Annotated in this window: 16 protein-coding genes; 8 read left to right on the top strand and 8 right to left on the bottom strand. The window is 73.0% G+C overall.

Annotated features, from left to right (window positions below; all coding sequences use genetic code 11):
- The first annotated feature begins 159 nt into the window (after positions 1 to 159).
- From DEJ43_RS06705 to DEJ43_RS06695, 3 genes are all read left to right on the top strand, one after another.
- Positions 160 to 3,672, top strand: a complete 3,513-nt coding sequence (locus DEJ43_RS06705; RefSeq protein ID WP_015032561.1) for a DNA polymerase III subunit alpha — start codon at positions 160 to 162, stop codon at positions 3,670 to 3,672.
- Positions 3,669 to 4,628, top strand: a complete 960-nt coding sequence (locus DEJ43_RS06700) for a DNA polymerase Y family protein (protein WP_015032560.1) — start codon at positions 3,669 to 3,671, stop codon at positions 4,626 to 4,628. Before DEJ43_RS06705 ends, DEJ43_RS06700 begins: the two co-directional genes overlap by 4 nt.
- Before the next feature lie 201 nt (positions 4,629 to 4,829).
- Positions 4,830 to 5,699 carry an esterase/lipase family protein gene (locus DEJ43_RS06695; protein WP_015032559.1) on the top strand — a complete coding sequence of 290 codons (870 nt, stop codon included), beginning with the start codon at positions 4,830 to 4,832 and terminating at the stop codon, positions 5,697 to 5,699.
- Here DEJ43_RS06695 and DEJ43_RS06690 read toward each other — a convergent pair.
- Complete coding sequence (locus tag DEJ43_RS06690) at positions 5,696 to 6,712, bottom strand: lytic polysaccharide monooxygenase auxiliary activity family 9 protein (RefSeq protein ID WP_015032558.1); 1,017 nt, start codon at positions 6,710 to 6,712, stop codon at positions 5,696 to 5,698. The genes DEJ43_RS06695 and DEJ43_RS06690 overlap by 4 nt on opposite strands.
- Positions 6,713 to 6,872: 160 nt before the next feature.
- The gene (locus tag DEJ43_RS06685; RefSeq protein ID WP_015032557.1) at positions 6,873 to 7,541 is read right to left on the bottom strand and encodes a response regulator; all 669 of its coding nucleotides are present in this window, start codon (positions 7,539 to 7,541) and stop codon (positions 6,873 to 6,875) included.
- A 134-nt stretch (positions 7,542 to 7,675) separates the two neighbouring features.
- On the opposite strand from DEJ43_RS06685, the gene DEJ43_RS06680 reads away from it, so the two are divergent.
- The 4 genes from DEJ43_RS06680 (at position 7,676) to DEJ43_RS06665 (ending at position 11,291) form a co-directional block, all read left to right on the top strand.
- Positions 7,676 to 8,659 carry a Bug family tripartite tricarboxylate transporter substrate binding protein gene (locus DEJ43_RS06680; RefSeq protein WP_015032556.1) on the top strand — a complete coding sequence of 328 codons (984 nt, stop codon included), beginning with the start codon at positions 7,676 to 7,678 and terminating at the stop codon, positions 8,657 to 8,659.
- On the top strand, positions 8,656 to 9,162 hold the full coding sequence (locus DEJ43_RS06675) for a tripartite tricarboxylate transporter TctB family protein (protein WP_015032555.1): 507 nt from the start codon (positions 8,656 to 8,658) through the stop codon (positions 9,160 to 9,162). Before DEJ43_RS06680 ends, DEJ43_RS06675 begins: the two co-directional genes overlap by 4 nt.
- A gap of 3 nt (positions 9,163 to 9,165) precedes the next feature.
- Positions 9,166 to 10,662 carry a tripartite tricarboxylate transporter permease gene (locus DEJ43_RS06670; protein ID WP_015032554.1) on the top strand — a complete coding sequence of 499 codons (1,497 nt, stop codon included), beginning with the start codon at positions 9,166 to 9,168 and terminating at the stop codon, positions 10,660 to 10,662.
- Positions 10,663 to 10,781: 119 nt separating this feature from the next.
- Positions 10,782 to 11,291 (top strand): DUF6299 family protein, encoded by a 510-nt coding sequence (locus DEJ43_RS06665; protein ID WP_015032553.1) that lies wholly within the window; start codon positions 10,782 to 10,784, stop codon positions 11,289 to 11,291.
- 4 nt (positions 11,292 to 11,295) lie between these two features.
- Here the strand turns inward: DEJ43_RS06665 and DEJ43_RS06660 are convergent, their stop codons facing one another.
- Together DEJ43_RS06660 and DEJ43_RS06655 are read right to left on the bottom strand one after the other, a co-directional pair.
- Positions 11,296 to 11,775 carry a ribonuclease FAU-1 family protein gene (locus DEJ43_RS06660; protein WP_015032552.1) on the bottom strand — a complete coding sequence of 160 codons (480 nt, stop codon included), beginning with the start codon at positions 11,773 to 11,775 and terminating at the stop codon, positions 11,296 to 11,298.
- On the bottom strand, positions 11,756 to 12,679 hold the full coding sequence (locus DEJ43_RS06655) for a GNAT family N-acetyltransferase (RefSeq protein WP_041662195.1): 924 nt from the start codon (positions 12,677 to 12,679) through the stop codon (positions 11,756 to 11,758). The genes DEJ43_RS06660 and DEJ43_RS06655 overlap by 20 nt, the downstream gene beginning before the upstream one ends.
- Before the next feature lie 74 nt (positions 12,680 to 12,753).
- Here DEJ43_RS06655 and DEJ43_RS06650 point away from each other — a divergent pair, with 74 nt between their 5' ends.
- The gene (locus tag DEJ43_RS06650; RefSeq protein ID WP_015032550.1) at positions 12,754 to 13,128 is read left to right on the top strand and encodes a GntR family transcriptional regulator; all 375 of its coding nucleotides are present in this window, start codon (positions 12,754 to 12,756) and stop codon (positions 13,126 to 13,128) included.
- A gap of 16 nt (positions 13,129 to 13,144) precedes the next feature.
- Here the strand turns inward: DEJ43_RS06650 and DEJ43_RS06645 are convergent, their stop codons facing one another.
- The 4 genes from DEJ43_RS06645 to DEJ43_RS06630 all read right to left on the bottom strand — a co-directional run bounded on the left by DEJ43_RS06645 (position 13,145) and on the right by DEJ43_RS06630 (position 17,078).
- Complete coding sequence (locus tag DEJ43_RS06645; RefSeq protein WP_015032549.1) at positions 13,145 to 14,263, bottom strand: DUF5925 domain-containing protein; 1,119 nt, start codon at positions 14,261 to 14,263, stop codon at positions 13,145 to 13,147.
- A gap of 84 nt (positions 14,264 to 14,347) precedes the next feature.
- On the bottom strand, positions 14,348 to 15,112 hold the full coding sequence (locus DEJ43_RS06640) for a polysaccharide deacetylase family protein (RefSeq protein WP_041663694.1): 765 nt from the start codon (positions 15,110 to 15,112) through the stop codon (positions 14,348 to 14,350).
- Positions 15,113 to 15,138: 26 nt separating this feature from the next.
- Entirely contained in the window at positions 15,139 to 16,251 is a 1,113-nt protein-coding gene (locus tag DEJ43_RS06635) for a glycosyltransferase family 2 protein (protein ID WP_015032547.1), read from the bottom strand.
- On the bottom strand, positions 16,248 to 17,078 hold the full coding sequence (locus DEJ43_RS06630; RefSeq protein WP_015032546.1) for a glycosyltransferase family 2 protein: 831 nt from the start codon (positions 17,076 to 17,078) through the stop codon (positions 16,248 to 16,250). The genes DEJ43_RS06635 and DEJ43_RS06630 overlap by 4 nt, the downstream gene beginning before the upstream one ends.
- Positions 17,079 to 17,586 lie beyond the last annotated feature (508 nt).

The raw sequence follows: 17,586 nt of genomic DNA, 5'->3' as shown, positions 1-17,586 counted from the left end.
TTCGGGGGCGAGGGGTGTTTTCGCAGGTGGGATGCGTCCGAATGGCTGACCCGGGTGGGTCGAACACGCTTATCGTACGGACGTTCGAAATGGGCTATGGTGAAGAGCAGGGGGTGGGAACGTACGTACGATTTCGATGCGGGAGCCGGGAGGTGCACCATGCCGGGGTTCACGCATCTGCACACCGCGTCGGGCTACTCCCTGCGCTACGGCGCCTCCCACCCCGAACGCCTGGCCGCCCGCGCCGCCGAGCGCGGCATGGACGCGCTCGCCCTGACCGACCGCGACACCCTCGCGGGCACGATCCGCTTCGCCAAGGCGTGCGCGAAGGAGGGCATCCGCCCGCTGTTCGGAGTGGACCTGGCGTACGAGCCGACGACACCAGGGCCGGGACGGACGCCGGCGGCCTCGCCCGGCGGCGACCCGCGGGACGTCCGGCGGGCGCCCGGCCGCGGCCCGCAGGACATACGCCGGGTCCCCGTCCGGGGCGGCGCCTTCGTCGACGAGTCCGCCCCCCGTGCCCTCTTCCTCGCCCGCTCCCGCGCCGGCTGGGCCTCCCTCTGCGCGATGATCACCGCCGCCCACGCCGGCGGCGGGGACCACCCCCTGCTGCCCTGGTCCGCCCTCTGCGACGACGACGTGTTCGTCCTCCTCGGCCCCGCGTCCGACGTCGGCCGCGCCCTCGCCGCCGGCCGCCCCGACCGGGCCGTCCGGCTGCTCGCCCCCTGGCGCGAGCGGTACGGCGACGCGCTGCGGCTGACGGCCGTCGACCACGGCCGGAGCGGCACCGGACCCGGCTCCCTGCGGCTCGCCGCCCGGACCGTCGGCTTCGCCGCCGAGCAGGGCGTCCGGCCCGTCATCGGCAACGCCGTCCGGTACGCCGACCCCGGCCAGGGACCGGTCGCCGACGTCCTCGACTCCGCCCGCCGCCTCGTCCCCGTCGACCCCCGCAAGGAGCTCGACAGCGGCGAGGCCTGGCTCAAGGGCGCCGACGGCATGCGGGCCGCCGCCGAACGGATCGTCGAGGCGGCCGGCTTCCGCCGGGACACCGCCCACCGCCTCCTCGAACAGACCGCGACGGTCGCCGCCGACTGCCTCGTCGACCCCGAGGACGACCTCGGCATCGGCTCCGCGCACTTCCCCGAGCCGCACCTCGTCGGCGCCGAGTACCGCACCGCCCAGCGCGTCCTCGCCTCGCGGGCCGCCGCCGGCATGATCCTCAAGGGGTACGAGAAGCGGGGCGCCTACTGGGACCGGATGCACCAGGAGCTGGACGTCATCGCCCACCACCGCTTCGCCCCCTACTTCCTGACGGTCGCCCAGGTCGTCGACGACGTACGGGAGATGGGCATCCGGGTGGCCGCCCGCGGCTCCGGCGCCGGCTCCCTCGTCAACCACCTCCTCGGCATCGCCCACGCCGACCCGGTCGAGCACGGCCTGCTGATGGAACGCTTCCTCTCCAAGCGCCGCACCGCGCTGCCCGACATCGACATCGACGTGGAGTCCGCCCGCCGCCTGGAGGTCTACCGGGCGATCATCGACCGCTTCGGCACCGCGCGCGTCGCCACCGTCGCCATGCCCGAGACCTACCGCGTCCGCCACGCGGTCCGGGACGTGGGCGCGGCCCTCTCCCTCGACCCGGCCGACATCGACCGGATCGCCAAGGCCTTCCCGCACATCCGTGCCCGGGACGCGCTCGCCGCCCTCGACGAACTGCCCGAGCTGCGCGAACTCGCGGGCGAGCGGCAGAAGTACGGAAAGCTCTGGGAGCTGGTCGAGGCCCTCGACGCGCTGCCGCGCGGCACCGCCATGCACCCCTGCGGGGTCCTCCTCTCGGACGCCTCGCTGCTCGCCCGCACCCCCGTGGTGCCCACCAGCGGCGAGGGGTTCCCCATGTCCCAGTTCGACAAGGAGGACGTGGAGGACCTCGGGCTGCTCAAGCTGGACGTCCTCGGGGTGCGGATGCAGTCCGCGATGGCCCATGCCGTCGCCGAGGTCGAGCGGGCCACCGGCACCCGCCCGGACATCGACGCGGTCCCGGACGGCGACCCCGAGACGTACCGGCTCATCCGCTCCACCGAGACCCTCGGCTGCTTCCAGATCGAGTCGCCCGGCCAGCGCGACCTGGTCGGCCGGCTCCAGCCCGCCACCTTCCACGACCTCGTCGTCGACATCTCGCTCTTCCGGCCGGGCCCGGTCGCCGCCGACATGGTCCGCCCCTTCATCGAGGCCCGGCATGGCCGCGCCCCCGTCCGCTACCCGCACCCCGACCTGGAGGAGACGCTGCGGGAGACGTACGGCGTGGTCGTCTTCCACGAGCAGATCATCGAGATCGTACGGATCATGACCGGCTGCCGGCGCGACGAGGCCGACCAGGTGCGGCGCGGGCTCTCGGACCCCGAGTCGCAGGGCCGGATCAAGCTCTGGTTCACCAGGGAGGCCGCGGCGCGCGGATACGCGGACGAGGTCGTCGCCCGTACCTGGGAGATCGTGGCGGCCTTCGGCTCGTACGGCTTCTGCAAGGCGCACGCGGTGGCCTTCGCCGTGCCGACGTACCAGTCGGCCTGGCTCAAGGCGCACCACCCGGCCGCCTTCTACGCCGGGCTGCTCACCCACGACCCCGGCATGTACCCCAAGCGGCTGCTGCTCGCGGACGCCCGGCGGCGGGGGGTGCCGGTGCTGCCGCTGGACGTGAACCGGTCGGCGGTCGCCCACCGTATCGAACTGGTGTCTGAATCGAAGGTGCGGTGGGGGCTCCGGCTCGGCCTCACCGACGTCCATGGCATCAGCGAGGCCGAGAGCGCCCGGATCGAGGCCGGACAGCCGTACGCCTCCCTCCTCGACTTCTGGGAACGGGCCCGCCCCCGCACCCCCGTCGCCGAACGGCTCGCCCAGGTCGGCGCGCTCGACGCCTTCGGCGCCAACCGCCGCGACCTCCTCCTCCACCTCACCGAACTCCGCCGCATCCAGCGCGGAGCCGCCTCCCACGGCGGCCAGCTCCCGCTCGCCCAGGGCGGGAAGACCGCCCCCGTCGGCCTGCCCGACCTCGACGAGACGGAACGCCTCAGCGCCGAGCTCGGCATCCTCGGCATGGACGCCTCCCGGCACCTCATGGGCGACCACCACGCCTTCCTCCGCGAACTCGGCGTCGTCTCCGCCCAGCGCCTCCGCGACACCCCGCACGGCCGGACCGTCCTCGTCGCGGGCGCCAAGGCCGCCACCCAGACCCCGCCGATCCGCTCCGGCAAACGGGTCATCTTCACCACCCTCGACGACGGCACGGGCCTGGTCGACCTCGCCTTCTTCGACGACGCCCACGAGCGCTGCGCCCACACCGTCTTCCACTCCTGGCTGCTCCTGGTCCGGGGCGTGGTGCAGCGGCGCGGCCCGCGCAGCGTCAGCGTGGTCGGCGCCGCCGCCTGGAACCTCGCCGAACTCGTCGAACTCCGCGCGTCCGGCGGCCTGGAGGCGGTCAGCGAACGGCTCGCGGAGCCCCGGCCCGCCGAGGGGAACGGCGACTCCGCCCCCGCCGGACGGCCCGCCGACTCCGGCCGCCGCATCACCCTGTCCACCGGTTACGAGATGAACCCCTGGGCCGACCTCAAACCGGCCGGCGAAGGGCTCCCGAGCGGAAGGAAGCTGTGGCACAGCAGCCCGGGGAGCGCGGGATGATCCTCTGCGTACGGTTCCGGATCGAGCCGATGTACGAAGCGCTGTTCCCTCAACTAGTCGACCTGCTCGGCGAGTTCACCCCCGTCGTCGAGGCCGCCCCGCCGGACGGGGCACTCGCCGACGTCCGGGGCGCGCTGCGCTACTTCGACCGGAGCGCCGCCGAGCTCGCCTCGGTCATCCGGGTCCGGGCGCTCGCCCTGTACGGCGTCGACTGCGTCATCGGCGCCGGACCCAACCCGATGCTGGCCAGGATGGCGGCGAGCGAGGCCCGGCCCGGCGTCACCCTGGTCGTCGAGGACCCCGAGGCCTTCCTCCGCGACCGGCCGGTCGTCGCGCTCGACGGCGTCGGCCGCGCCACCGCCCGCACCCTCTGCGGCTACGGCCTCGACTCCGTCGGCCGCGTCGCGGCCGCGCCGCTCGCCGTGCTCCAACGGCTCGTCGGCGCGAAGACCGGCCGCGAACTGTGGGAGCGGGCCCGGGGCGTCGACCGCACCCCCGTCGTGCCGCACGCCGCCTCCCGCTCACTGGCGGCCGAGCGCGCCTTCCCGCGCGACGAGACCGACCGGACGGAACAGCGCCGGGCCCTCCTCTCGCTCACCGAGGAGCTGGGCGCGCGGCTCCGGGCCGAGGGGCAGGTGTGCCGCGGGCTCGCCGTCACCGTGCGGTACGCGGACCGGACCACGACCACCCGGAGCCGTACCCTGCCCGAACCCACCGCCCACTCGGCGGCGCTCACCGCCCTCGCGTACGCCGTCCACGACTCCTTCGGCCTCCAGCGCGCCCGGGTGCGGGGCATCGCCCTGCGCGCCGAGGGTCTGACGGGCGCGGAGGGCGCGGCCCACCAGCTGTCCCTGGACCCGGCGGACGAGAAGGCCCGGCGGATCGAGGCGGTGGCGGACCGGGCGCGGGCGAGGTTCGGGCCACGGGCGGTGCTGCCGGGGTCGCTGGCGGCCTGAGGGCACGACGTGCCGGGCGGCTTTCCCGCCCAACGGGCTTGCTGTCACGCCTTCATGACGTCGCATCACTTTTTACCGACGCGTAACTTCCCAGTCGAGGCTACCCGTGCGTAGCTTGGCTGGGAACGCATCCCCACTTGTGGTCCGGACCGCAGGGCGTAGCACCCCCACCATCCCCTTGAGCCGCAAGGAGATCGCCCGATGCTGCCCTGGAAGCACGCCGTCAGAGCCCTGTCCGTCCTGCTGCTGACCGCCGCCGCCACGCTCGCCCCGACCGCCGCCGCCTCGGCCCACACCGAGGCCGCGACCACCAGCCGCGGCTGGAACGACTTCTCCTGCAAGCCCTCCGCCGAGCACCCGCGCCCCGTCGTCCTCGTCCACGGAACCCTCGGGAACTCCGTCGACAACTGGCTCGTCCTCGCGCCGTACCTGGTCAACCGCGGGTACTGCGTCTTCTCGCTCGACTACGGCCAGCTGCCGAACGTGCCGTTCTTCCACGGACTCGGACCCATCGAGGCCTCCGCCGGGCAGCTCGCCACGTACGTCGACCGGGTCCTCGCCGCCACCGGCGCCCCCGAGGCCGACCTCGTCGGACACTCGCAGGGCGGCATGATGCCCCGCTGGTACCTCAAGTTCCTCGGCGGGGCCGCGAAGGTGAACACGCTCGTCGGGATCGCCCCCGACAACCACGGCACCACCCTCCTCGGCCTCACCAAGCTCCTGCCGTACTTCCCCGGCGCGGAGGACCTCATCAAGGCCAACACCCCGGGCCTCGCCGACCAGATCGCCGGCTCGCCGTTCCTCACCAAGCTCAACGCGGGCGGCGACACCGTCCCCGGCGTCCGCTACCACGTCATCGCGACCCAGTACGACGAGGTGGTCACCCCGTACCGCTCGCAGTTCCTGAGCGGCCCGAACGTCACCAACGTCCTCATCCAGGACAAGTGCGCGCTCGACCTGTCCGAGCACGTGGCGATCGGCACGGTGGACCGGGTCACCTTCCACGAGGTCGCCAACGCCCTCGACCCGGCCCACGCGAGCCCGACCACCTGCCTGTCGGTGATCGGCTAGCCGTTCAGGCCCCGAGCGCGGCGCCGGCGGGTCGACCCGAACAGCACGGCCGCGCCGACCGCGAGCACGGCGGCGCCACCGACCGCGAGATACGGGGTGGTGGCGTCGCCACCGGTCTCGGCGAGCACCACACCGGTACCGGAGCCCGAACCGGCCGCGGGCGCGGGCGCGTTGGGCGCGGCGGCCCGGGTGGCCTCGGGCCGTGCGGCAGCGGGCCGCGACTCGTGACCGGGCCCGGGAGCGGCCGCCGTCTCCTGCGCACCCGTGGCGGCGTCCCCGTCCCCGTGCCCGCCGTGCTCGACCGAGGACTCGTCCTGACCCTCCTCGATCTGCTCCTCGCTCGGCGCGGAGGCGGTCGGCGCCGGGGCCGTACCCCCGCTGTCCTTCCCGAACACCACGTCCGAGCAGGTGTAGAAGGCCTCGGGGGAGTCGGAGCGCTGCCAGATCGAGTAGATCAGGTGGCGGCCGGACTTGTTCGGCACCGTGCCCCGGAAGACGTAGTCCCCGCCCTCCATCCGCGGGTCGGTCACCGTCGCGAACGGCTCGGCCTCCAGATCCGCCCACGTCAGCGGCTTCGACGGGTCGTACCCGTCCTTCGTCACGTACAGCTCGAACGAGCCCCGGTGCGGCGCGGTCCCCTTGTACCGGAAGGTGTGCGCCCCGGAGGACATCGGGCTCGCCGGCCAGTCGGCCCGCGCCAGGTCGAGCCCCCGGTACTTGTCGTTGCCCGCGCTGCACAGCTTGCCGTCCGGGATCAGCTCGCGGTGCTTGCCGGCGGCGTTGGCGATGTTCACCGCGTTCCAGTCGTAGAACGCCTGCGCCCCGCTCGCCGCCACCGCCGCCTTGCACGCCGCCGACTTCGGCGCCTCGGGCCCCTCCGCGTAACAGGCCGAGACCCGGCTCACCGGATCGGTCATCGACCCGTGGGCGACCGCGGGCACGGACGCGAGACCGACCCCGGAGAGAGCCAGAACCGCGGTGGCGGCGACGGCGGCGGTACGGCGAGAAGTCATGGGGGGACAGCTCCTTCACGAGGGTGAGGTGGGGGGGATGCCCAGGAAACTAGCCGCCCGGATCCGTGAAATCGCCGCGGGAGAGCGGGATACGGCGATTCTTAGGACCGCTTTAAGGAAGCACTAAGCACCGGCTGAGGAACCCCCGCCGCCGACGGCCTCACCCCAGCCGGCGGTAGCGGCGCTCCGGGCGGCCCGTGCCGCCGTAGCGCAGGGTGACCTCGGCCCGGCCGGTCTCCGCGAAGTACTCCAGGTAGCGGCGGGCGCTGACGCGGGAGAGGGAGCCCGCCTCGGCGCACTCCGTGGCCGAGAGGCCCTCCGGGTGGGCGCGCAGGACCGAGTCCACCAGGTCGGCCGTGTGCGCGGCGAGGCCCTTGGGGAGCTCCCGGGAGCCGCGGGGGCGGGCGCCGAAGATCTGGTCGACGTCCTCCTGACGGGCCTCGTCCAGTTCGTCCAGACGGCTGCGCAGCGAGGCCACGTGACGGAGCTGCTCGTGCAGCGCCGCCTGGCTGAACGGCTTGATCAGATAGTGCAGCGCCCCCGCCCGCAGCGCCTCGCGGATCGTCCCCACGTCCCGGGCCGCCGTGATGAAGAGCGCGTCCGTGCCCAGACCCGCCGCGCGCAGCTCCCGCAGCACCCGGATGCCGTCCATGTCCGGCAGGAACACGTCGAGGAGCACCAGGTCCGGCCTCAGCCGCTCGGCCGCGCGCAGTGCCTCGGCGCCGCTGTGCGCGACCCCGGACACCGTGAAGCCCGCCACCGCCGACACATAGCGGCAGTGCAGCTTGGCGACCATGAAGTCGTCGTCCACCACCAGCACGTTCGTCACGACGACCCACGCTAGGTCCCGACCACAACGACCACAACGTCCGTTGATTGCGGAAGAGAGACAGCTTCCTCACGCGAGGGCAACATGTGGGCCACTTCACATCCCCGTCCCCCTACAGCTGAGAGGCGGCACACGTGCGGTTGCGCACCCCCTTCGCCCTCCTCGGGGCCGCGCTCCTGGTCCTTGTGGGTCCGCCCCTGCTCAGTCCCGGCAGCGGCTCCGACACCGGCACCCGCATACCCGGCCTGCGTCTCATGGTCCCCAACACCCCCGGCGGCGGATACGACATCACCGCCCGCACCGCCGCCAAGAACGCCGAGGAGGCCGGTCTCACCGGCGACGTCGAGGTCTTCAACCTGCCCGGCGCCGGCGGCACCGTCGGCCTCACCCGGCTGGTCGGCGAGCGCGGCAACGGCCGCCTCGCCATGTCCATGGGCCTCGGCGTCGTCGGCGCCGTCCACACCAACGAGACCCCCAGGACCCTCGCCGACACCACCCCGATCGCCCGGCTCACCGAGGAGCAGGACATCGTCGTGGTCGGCAAGGACTCGCCGTACCGGACCATCCAGGACCTCCTCACCGCCTGGAAGGCCAACCCCGGCAAGCTGCCCGTCGGCGGCGGTTCCTCGCCCGGCGGCCCCGACCACCTCGCCCCGATGCTGATGGCCCAGGCCGCCGGCATCGCCCCCAAGGACGTCAACTACGTCCCCTTCGACGGCGGCGGCGAGCTCCTCGCCTCCATCCTCGGTGACAAGGTCGCCTTCGGCGTCTCCGGCGTCGGCGAGTACCTCGACCAGATCAAGGCCGGTGAGCTGCGCCTGCTCGCCGTCACCGGCCCGAAGCGGGTCCCCGGCCTCGACGCCCCCACCCTCCGCGAGGCGGGCCTCGACACCGAGTTCACCAACTGGCGCGGCATCGTCGCCCCGCCCGGCCTCTCCGACGCCGAGCGGGAGAAGCTCGTCACCCTGGTGACCGAGCTGCACGACTCCCCGCAGTGGCGCGAGTCCCTCAAGACCCACGGCTGGAACGACGCGTTCCTGCCCGGCGAGGAGTTCGGCGCCTTCCTCGCGGAACAGGACCGCCGCGTCGGCTCCGTCCTCAAGGAGCTCGGACTGTGAACACCACCGTGAAGACCTGGCTCCGCGAGCGGTCCGAACTCGGCGTCGGCGTCCTGCTGTTCGTCCTCGGCGTGCTCGTCCTCACCGACGCCCTCACCCTCGACGCCGACCTCGCGGGCCGCGGCCCCGTCGGCCCCGCCACCGTCCCCCTCGTCGTCGGCTGCGGACTGCTCGTCGTCGCCGTGCTGCTCTCCGTCGACGTCCTGCGCGGCGGCCGCGGCGAGGCCGAGACCGGCGAGGACGTCGACCTCACCGAACCCGCCGACTGGCGCACCGTCCTGCTCCTCGCCGGCGTCTTCCTCGCCTTCGCCGTCCTCATCGGCCCCGTCGGCTTCCCCGTCGCCGGCGCCCTCCTCTTCTGGGGCGCGGCGTACGCGCTCGGCAGCCGCCACCTCCACCGCGACCCGCTGATCGCGGCCGCCCTCTCGCTCCTCACCTACGCCGTCTTCGACAAGCTGCTCGGCGTCCCGCTGCCCGGCGGCCCGCTGATGGGAGTGATCTGACCCGTGGATTCCCTGAACTCCCTCATCGACGGCTTCGGCACCGCCCTCACCCCGATGAACCTGCTGTGGGCCGCCATCGGCGTGCTCCTCGGCACCGCCATCGGCGTCCTGCCCGGCATCGGCCCCGCCATGGCCGTCGCCCTGCTGCTCCCGGTGACGTACGGACTCGAACCGACCGGCGCCTTCATCATGTTCGCCGGCATCTACTACGGCGCCATGTTCGGCGGCTCGACCACCTCGATCCTCCTCAACACCCCAGGGGAGAGCGCGGCCGTCGTCGCCGCCATCGAGGGCAACCCGATGGCCAAGGCGGGCCGGGGCGCGCAGGCGCTCGCCGCGGCCGCCGTCGGCCACTTCGCCGGCGGGATGATCGGCACGATCCTGCTCGTCGTCCTCGCCCCCACGGTCGCCGCGCTCGCCGTCGACATCGGGGCCCCCGACTACCTCGCCCTGATGGTCCTCGCCTTCATCGCGGTGACCTCGGTCCTCGGCTCCTCCCGCATCCGCGGGCTCGCGTCCCTGCTCGTCGGCCTGACGATCGGCCTGGTCGGCCTGGACCAGATGACCGGGCAGCAGCGCCTCACCTTCGGCTCCCTCCAGCTCGCCGACGGCGTCGACGTCGTCATCGTCGCGGTCGGTCTCTTCGCCATCGGCGAGGCCCTCTGGGTCGCCGCGCACCTGCGCCGCACGGCGGGGGAGGCCATCCCCGTGGGGCGCCCCTGGCTGGGCGGGGACGATGTGCGGCGCACCTGGAAGCCCTGGCTGCGCGGCCCGTTCATCGGCTTCCCGTTCGGCGCGATCCCGGCCGGCGGCGCCGAGATCCCGACCTTCCTCTCGTACGTCACGGAGAAGCGTCTCTCCCGGCACAAGGAGCAGTTCGGCAAGGGCGCCATCGAGGGCGTGGCCGGACCGGAGTCCGCGGCCTCCGCCTCGGCCGCCGGGACGCTCGTCTCCATGCTGACCCTGGGGCTGCCGACGACGGCCGTCGCCGCCGTGATGCTGGCCGCGTTCCAGCAGTACGGCATCCAGCCGGGACCGCTCCTGTTCGAGCGGGAGCCCGACCTGGTGTGGGGGCTCATCGCCTCGCTGTTCGTCGGCATGGTGCTGCTGCTCGCGCTCAACCTGCCGCTGGCGCCGGTCTGGGCCAAGCTGCTGCGCATCCCGCGGCCCTACCTGTACGCCGGCATCCTCTTCTTCGCCGCCGTCGGCGCGTACGCGGTGGGCGGCGAGGCCTTCGACCTGGTCATCCTGCTGGTCATCGGCCTGATCGGGCTCGGCATGCGGCGGTACGGCCTGCCGGTCCTGCCGGCCGTCATCGGGGTCATCCTGGGCCCGGCCGCCGAACAGCAGCTGCGCCGGGCCCTGCAGATCAGCGACGGTTCGGTGACGGGTCTGGTGAACACGCCGTTCTCGGTCACCGTGTACGCGGTCGTGCTGATCCTGCTGGCCTGGCCGCTGGTGCGGAAGGCGGTGGGGCGCCGCGCCGCGCACCGACCGTAGGACGGTATGCGCGGGTTCGTCCAACTCGCCCCCGATGGGGTGAGTTTCGGACAGTACGCGGCTTGATCCGGTATGCCTGGCGGGCAGCACCATCCCCCCACTCCGAAGGGACCCCGCCCATGCGCGTCCGACTCCTCATCGCCGCAGGCGTCCTGCTCGCCGCCTCAGCCGTCGCCCCTCTCGCCCACGCGGGAGGGGCCGCCGGCGCTCCCGGCCTGCCCACCGACGGGCACGCGCACGGCGGCTTCCCCACCGACGGCCCCACCGACGGCGGCTCGCTCGACGGCTTCGCCGCCGACGGCCTCTCCGTCCACGGCTACGGCACCGTCGGCGACGACGCCACGGTGACCCTCTCCGGCATGTACCGCTGCCTCGACGACAGCGCGGGCCCGGTCTTCGTCAGCTCCACCCTCGTCCAGGGGAACCGTTCCGCCGGGATCGGCGGCACCCGGGCCGTCTGCGACGGACACCTCCACGAGTGGGTCAACACCTCCGTCGTGAAGGACCCCGCCTACCGGCCCGGCGCCGCCCGGGTGCGCGCCACCCTGATGCAGCTCACCTCCGGTACGACGGGCCTGCCGACGCCCGGCTTCCTCGCCTCCGAGGAAGCGGACGTCGAACTCCGCTGAGGCCTCAGCGCAGCAGCTCGATCAGGCCCTCACGGCCCAGCACCGCAAGCTCGTCGAGGGCGACCACGGCGCACGCCGCCGCCTCCGGATCGGAGGCGGCGAGCCCGCTCGCCGCGAACTCGTCCTCGTCGAGCCGCAGCACCTCACTGCCGTCCGCCGACACCCACAGATCCAGGTCCAGGTCGTCGATCACCACCCCGGAGCCGTCGAACACGGCCGGCCGGGTGATGTCGCAGTACCAGCCCTTCAGGGTGCCGTCGCCGGACCACACCTCCTTGACCGTGAACCAGCGGTCGCGCCAGTAGTGCTCCACGAAGACATCGCCCGGCTCGAACCGCACGAAGCCGAAGTCCCGCACCCCCTCGGCCGCCCAGGGGGCGCGCACCGAGAGCCGGACACCGTCCTCCGCGAGCACCTCCGCCGGATAGCGGATCTTCGTCCGGCCGGCCTTCGTCAGCGTGACCTCAACCGAGCGTCCGGACATGCCGTACCTCCCGCGCCCCGATCTCGTACCCGAACCACTTGTTGATCGCCAGCATCGGCCCGTTCCCGGTGTCGTTCCCGGTGAACGCCTCCGTGCAGCCCGCCGCGCGGGCCCGGTGCAGCGAGGCGTTCTTGGCGAGCTTCGCGAGCCCGCGGCCCCGGAACGCCGGCGCGGTGCCGGTCATCCCCGAGTTGTACCGGCCCAGACCGTCCGTCTGCGCCGCGCTGAACGCCGCCGGCACACCGTCCACCACCGCGACCGTCGTCAGCGCCCGGTCGAAGAGCGGATGCTCCCAGGTGGTCGCCCGCCAGTGCGCGAAGTCGTCCAGCTCGGCCCCCACGTCGCTCGGCTCGTCGGCCGTCGTCACCGCGTCGAGCTCGAACAGCGGCCGCGGATCGGCCGCGAAGTCCTCGGCCGTGAGCAGTTCGACACCGGCCGGCGGCGCCTGGAGCGGCGGCAGCTCGGCGGCGGTGAGGTCGAGCCGGAGGAAGTACGCGGAACGGCTGGGGGAGTACCCCCGCCGCCCGGCCCAGGCGAGGTTCTCCGGGGCGTCCAGGACCCAGCTGTACTGGGTCCGCGCCCCCCGCTCGGCCAGGTGCTCCTCGGCGGCGCGCAGCAGCAGGCTCCCCGCGCCCCGTCCCCGGTGGGCGGGGTCCACGTACACGTTCGCGTAGCCGATCCCGGGCTCCGCCGCGTCGTGCGCGATGCCGACCTGGGCGGTCCCGACGACCCCGCCCGCCTCGGTCACGGCGACGAGCGGCCGGTAGTGGCTGTCGGGGTGGGCGTGCGCCCAGTCGAAGACGAGCTGCTCGGCGGTGGACAGCATGTACGGGAGGGCCGCCCGGCGGACCCGGGCGAATCCCTCGGCGTCCTGGGTGTCTACATCACGGACGATCACAGTCATGGGGCCGCACGCTACGGGCAGCGGACGCGCCACCGCCTCCCATTTTCCGGTGGGGTGGGGGCAGAATCGGCGGGGTGACACTCACCATCGCCGTGGACCACGAATCCACCACCGCTCCGTACGAACAACTGCGTGCCCAGATCTCGGAGCGGGCCCGGTCCGGCAGTCTGCCGGTCGGATACAAGCTGCCGACGGTACGAGGACTCGCGGAGCAGCTGGGCCTCGCCGCGAACACGGTCGCCAAGGCGTACAAGGCACTGGAGGCGGACGGGGTGATCGAGACGCGCGGGCGTCACGGCACCTTCGTCGCGGCCGCCGGCGACGCGGCCACCCGCCGGGCGGCCACCGCCGCCGCCCAGTACGCCGAGGAGGCCCGCCGCCTCGGCCTCAGCCGCGAGGCGGCGGAGGCCGCGTTGAACGAGGCCCTGCGCGCCGCCTACGACAGCTGATCCCGATCCGAAGGACCTACAAGTACAGGCCCGCCCCCGCCGTGCGGGGCTCCGGGAGCTCCGCCGGGGGCGTGCCGCGGCGCAGGGCGAACAGCTCCGCCAGCGTCGCGCCCTCGCGCGGCACGTCCTCCGCGCGCCCGAGCCACTCCACCGACTCGGCCCGGCTCAACGGCCCCACCTCGATGCGGGCCAGGCAGCGCCCCGGCCGGACGACCGCCGGATGGAGCCGCTCCAGGTCCTCGTTGGTGGTGACGCCGACCAGGACGTTGCGCCCCTGGCCGAGCAGACCGTCCGTCAGATTGAGCAGCCGGGACAGCGCCTGCCCCGCCGTGTGCTTCGCCTCGCCCCGGATCAGCTCGTCGCAGTCCTCCAGGAGCAGCAGCCGCCAGCGCCCCTTCGCCGTGCCCTCGTCCTCTCCGATGGCGATGTCCATCAGATAGCCGACGTCGTTGAAGAGCCGCTCCGGGTCGAGCACGCAGTCCACCTGGCACCAGTCCCGCCACGACCGGGCCAGCGTGCGCAGCGCCGAGGTCTTGCCCGTGCCCGGCGGGCCGTGCAGCAGCAGGAGCCTGCCGGCGATCGACTCGGGCGTCACCTTCATCAGCCGGTCCATCGACTCGGCCACCTGCGCCGAATAGTTGGGCCGCACCTCGTCCCAGGTCCCCGCGCTGATCTGACGGGTGGTCCGGTGCGGGCCGCGCCGGGGCGACACGTACCAGAACCCCATCGTCACGTTCTCCGGCTGCGGTTCGGGCTCGTCCTTCGCCCCGTCCGTCGCCTCCTTCAGGACCCGCTCGGCGAGCTCCGCCGCGGTGGCCGTGACGGTCACGTCGGCGCCCCGGTTCCAGCGCGAGACCAGCAGCGTCCAGCCCTCGCCCTCGGCGAGCACGGCGCTGCGGTCGTCGTCCTTCGCGGCCCGCAGCACCGTGGCCCCCGGCGGAAGCAGCGTCGCCTCCGGCTTGACCCGGTCCAGGGTGGTGCTGTGCGAGTGCGGCTGCTCCCCGGTGGCGAAGCGGCCGAGGAACAGCGCGTCGACGACGTCCGAGGGCGAGTCGCTGTCGTCGAGGTTCAGCCTGATCGGCAGCGACCGCTGCGGCTCGGACGGTACGGAGGGGGTGTCGGCCATGGCGCCCATGATCCGGCAACCGGGCGGGGCGCGCACCGGGTTTTGACCGGGACACCACCGCCGACGGCCGCGCTCCGCACCCCGACCGGGCGTTCAGATCCAGTGGCCGCGCACCGCGCCCCGGGCGCGTCGCGCGAGCGCGTACCCCTTCGTCATGACCCGGTCGGCCGCGAAGTTCCGGCCGATCGCCCGGCCCTCCACGAGCCGGGTGAACTCCTCGACGTCGGTGGACCGCCGTACCGTCACCCGCTCCAGGGCGTACGGCCCCTGGCGGCGCCTCGCCAGCGCGTTGCCGACCGCCAGCGCCTGGGTGAACCCCACCTCGCGGACGGTACGGCGGACCCGGCGGCTCGAGTAGCCGTAGGGGTACGCGAAGGAGGCCGGGGCGGTGCCGAGCTCCTCGCCGACGATCTCCCGGCAGCGCAGCGTCTCGAACCGGAGCCGACGCGCGTCGAGCTGGTCGAGCTGCGGGTGGGTGTGACTGTGCCCGCCGATCTCGGTGCCCGCGTCCGCGAGTTCACGCACCTGCGCCCAGTCGAGCATGGTGTCGAGCGCCCCGCCGGTGGCGTGCCGGCCGGGCAGCCAGCCGGTGGACACGAAGACGGTGCTCGCGAAGGAGTGCCGGGCCAGCACCGGGAGCGCGTACCGGTGCACGCCCTCGTAGCCGTCGTCGAAGGTGACGAGGAGCGGCCGCGCGGGCAGCGGGCCACCGGTGCGCCAGGCGGTGGCGAGCGCGGCGGTGGTCAGCGGGGTGAACCCCCGCTCGGCGACCACCTCCATCTGCGCGGCGAACGCTTCGGGGGTGACGGAGAGCCCCAGGGTCGCGGGGGCGGGGTCGGGACCGACGGCGTGGTACATGAGGATGGGTACGGCGGTGGTACCGGTCACGAGACCCGTCCTTCGGGAGTCCTGGCCCCGGGGACCGCCTCGGCCCGCGCAACGGCCTCCGGGCCCTCGATCGGCCCGTGGGGCGGCGGTCCCTCGATCGGCCCCTCGATCGGTCCCTCGATAGGCCCCGAGAAGAACGTCGTCCCGGTCCGGCGGGCCCGCAGGGTCCCCAGCGCGTAGCCGCCGGCCGCGACCGTGACGCCCGTGACGATCGCGCCGGCCCGCCCCGCGCCGCCGGAGCGGCCCCGCAGGGCGTCGCGCACCCCGCGCAGGACGCCGGCGGGCAGCACCCGTGTGGTGTAGCGCCGTTCGGACTCCAGGCCCTTCTGCGGGCCGACGCTCCGGGCGACCAGCGCCTTGGAGAGGCCCTCGGCGTAGACCCGGGTGCGGAAGTAGCCGAAGCGCTCCCGGGCCGCGGGCACCTTGTGGTGGATGACGGCCCGGTCGTCGATGAGCAGGATCGCCTCGGGCAGCGCCTGGGAGAGCCGGATGCAGAGTTCGGTCTCCTCGCCGCCGAGGGGCCGCCGGTCGCCGTCCCGGCCGATGCCGGTGGCGAAACCGCCGGCCGCGTCGAAGGCCGTGCGACGGAAGGAGGCGTTGCCGCCGAGCACGTTGCGCACCGGGACGCGGCCGGGGGGCAGGCCCCGGTACGTGCAGCCGACGACCCAGTCGAACTCCTCCGGGAACCAGGCCGGGCGGCGGCCGGACGCCCAGGCGGGCAGGGTCCGGCCGCCGACGGCCATGACGCGCGGGTCGTCGTAGGCGGCGGCGAAGTGGTGGAGCCAGTCCGCCTCGGCGACGGCGTCGTCGTCGAGGAAGGCCACGAACTCGCCGCGGGATGCGGCGATTCCGGTGTTGCGGCCGGAGGAGAGGCCGCGGGGGCCCGCGTTGGCGAGCACCCGCACCTCCTCGGTCAGCCGCTGCTCCGCGTACTCCTCGGTGAGCCGTTGGCGGAGCCGCTCGTTGTGGTCGACCACGAGGAGCGTCTCCAGCGGCGGCAGCGACTGCTTCCGTACGGAGTCGACGGCGGCGAGGATGTCCTCCCACCGCTCCTCCGTGTAGACGCAGATCACCACCGAGAAGCCGGGCGGGGACGTGCGGTGGTTCAAGACACCTCTCCCCGGGGGACGTTGACCGAGAACGGGGCCGGCCGGCGCCGGGCGGCCTTGCTGACGGCCTTCTCCTTGAGGATGACCTTCAGGACCCGGATTCCGTCGCGCACCGCGTTGAGGTTGCTGACGCCGTGAATGCGGTTGTATTCGTGGCTCGGCACCTCCTGCACCTTGAGTCCGGCCTTGACGACCCGGATGTTGATGAGGGTCTCTATCTCGAAGCCGGTGCAGTCGAGGGTGATCTTGTCGAGGCAGTGACGCCAGAAGGCGTTGTAGCCGTAGCAGAGGTCGGTGTAGCGGGCGCCGAACTTGCGGTTGACGAGTCCGCAGAGGACCCAGTTGCCGAGTCTGCGAATGGTCGTCATGTCGTCGGTGCCGCCGCCGTTGGCGAAGCGGGATCCCTTGGCGAAATCGGCGCCGCCCACGAGCGCGGAGACGTACGAGACGATCTCCTGGCCGTCGGCCGATCCGTCCGCGTCGACCATGACGATGATGTCGCCCGTGCAGGCGGCGAAGCCGCTGATCAGCGCGTCGCCCTTGCCCTTGCCGACCTGCTTGACGACCTTGACGTCCGGCCGGAGTTCACGGGCGACGTCCACCGTGTTGTCGGTGGAATTTCCGTCGACGAGAACGACTTCGTGAATCCATTCCGGCAGCGTCTTGAAGACGTACGGAAGATTTTCGGCTTCGTTCATCGCGGGAATGACCACACTCACCGGCGGAGCGATCGCCAGATGTGAGGTGATGGCCCGGTACTGGGCGGCTATTCGACTCGGCTCGGTCATTTCTTGGCCCGAGACGGATGGGCGCAGGAACGAGCTCATAGGTCTGGTTTCCCTCTCGTCCGGTGGGCCGCCCACCCCTTGGGCGGTCCGATGGTGTGTCCGGTTCGAAAGGGGGGTTCTCGCCCGCCCGCACAGAAACGATCTCCTTGCGGGATCGGCGAGTTGGCATGTCTGGCCGCGCGGCATCCGCGACTCGGCGCACCTACGAACACCGAGCACGGCACCCCCCTACCGCGCCCCGCACCGGGACCATCAGCGACGCTAGAGCCCTCCCCTGAGCCGCTGTGCGTGATGGATCGGTGCGGGTGAGATGTACGACGGTATTGATGATTGGGACTGTATGGCAAGTCCCGGATCTGTGGCCCGCTTTTCCGTAGTTTGGCGAAGCTTCGCCGGTCAGATGTGCACCCGACCCGGTCGCGTTCGTTCAATCCGTTTGCATGCAGGGAACAGTGATGTGGGATCACGGTTCTGTGCATTGTCGGGTGTTCTGGGTCGCGATCCCGTTCGATCGTTTGGCGGGACCGGAACTTCCGCTTCCTGTCAT

Source organism: Streptomyces venezuelae ATCC 10712, from assembly GCF_008639165.1.
GTDB lineage: Bacteria > Actinomycetota > Actinomycetes > Streptomycetales > Streptomycetaceae > Streptomyces > Streptomyces venezuelae.
The sequence above is the reverse complement of the archived record's forward strand: the minus strand, read 5'-3'. Positions and strand labels throughout refer to the sequence as shown.

Coding starts and splice junctions, on each gene's coding strand:
- DEJ43_RS06705 (WP_015032561.1), top strand. CDS start 160: ATGCCGGGGTTCACGCATCTGCACACCGCGTCGGGCTACTCCCTGCGC.
- DEJ43_RS06700 (WP_015032560.1), top strand. CDS start 3,669: ATGATCCTCTGCGTACGGTTCCGGATCGAGCCGATGTACGAAGCGCTG.
- DEJ43_RS06695 (WP_015032559.1), top strand. CDS start 4,830: ATGCTGCCCTGGAAGCACGCCGTCAGAGCCCTGTCCGTCCTGCTGCTG.
- DEJ43_RS06690 (WP_015032558.1), bottom strand. CDS start 6,712: ATGACTTCTCGCCGTACCGCCGCCGTCGCCGCCACCGCGGTTCTGGCT.
- DEJ43_RS06665 (WP_015032553.1), top strand. CDS start 10,782: ATGCGCGTCCGACTCCTCATCGCCGCAGGCGTCCTGCTCGCCGCCTCA.
- DEJ43_RS06660 (WP_015032552.1), bottom strand. CDS start 11,775: ATGTCCGGACGCTCGGTTGAGGTCACGCTGACGAAGGCCGGCCGGACG.
- DEJ43_RS06655 (WP_041662195.1), bottom strand. CDS start 12,679: ATGACTGTGATCGTCCGTGATGTAGACACCCAGGACGCCGAGGGATTC.
- DEJ43_RS06645 (WP_015032549.1), bottom strand. CDS start 14,263: ATGGGCGCCATGGCCGACACCCCCTCCGTACCGTCCGAGCCGCAGCGG.
- DEJ43_RS06640 (WP_041663694.1), bottom strand. CDS start 15,112: ATGTACCACGCCGTCGGTCCCGACCCCGCCCCCGCGACCCTGGGGCTC.
- DEJ43_RS06630 (WP_015032546.1), bottom strand. CDS start 17,078: ATGAGCTCGTTCCTGCGCCCATCCGTCTCGGGCCAAGAAATGACCGAG.